This is a genomic window from Agrobacterium sp. ST15.13.013 (genome assembly GCF_027956525.1).
Taxonomy (GTDB): Bacteria; Pseudomonadota; Alphaproteobacteria; order Rhizobiales; family Rhizobiaceae; genus Agrobacterium; species Agrobacterium salinitolerans.
In genome coordinates this window covers 1-471 of record NZ_JAQKGP010000094.1, presented here as the reverse complement: position 1 = coordinate 471, position 471 = coordinate 1, and the positions used below count along the sequence as shown (strand labels likewise).

Genomic DNA, 471 nt, shown 5'->3' with positions numbered 1-471 from the left:
TACCTACAAAGCCCCACGCATCAAGCTTTTGCCCATGAAGCAACCAGGCAATGGCTGTAATTATGACGACGCCGAGTCCCGACCAGACTGCATAAGCAACACCGACAGGGATGGATTTCAGAACCAGAGAAAGAAAATAAAATGCGATGCCATAACCGATTATGACAACGGCGGAAGGGGCAAGCTTAGTAAAGCCCTCGCTAGATTTTAATGCGGATGTTGCGATTACTTCGCCAACTATTGCGATAACAAGAAAAAGCCAGCCTGTCATGATATATCTCCCAATTTGAGTAGGGCTTATTATGCACGCTTAAAAATAATAAAAGCAGACTTGACCTGATAGTTTGGCTGTGAGCAATTATGTGCTTAGTGCATCTAACGCTTGAGTTAAGCCGCGCCGCGAAGCGGCGTCGGCTTGAACGAATTGTTAGACATTATTTGCCGACTACCTTGGTGATCTCGCCTTTCACG

Annotated in this window: 1 protein-coding gene; it reads right to left on the bottom strand. The window is 46.1% G+C overall.

Annotated features, from left to right (window positions below):
• On the bottom strand, positions 1-271 hold a 271-nt coding region (locus PL597_RS26035; RefSeq protein ID WP_271366657.1), incomplete at its 3' end, for a DMT family transporter.
• Positions 272-471: the final 200 nt, after the last annotated feature.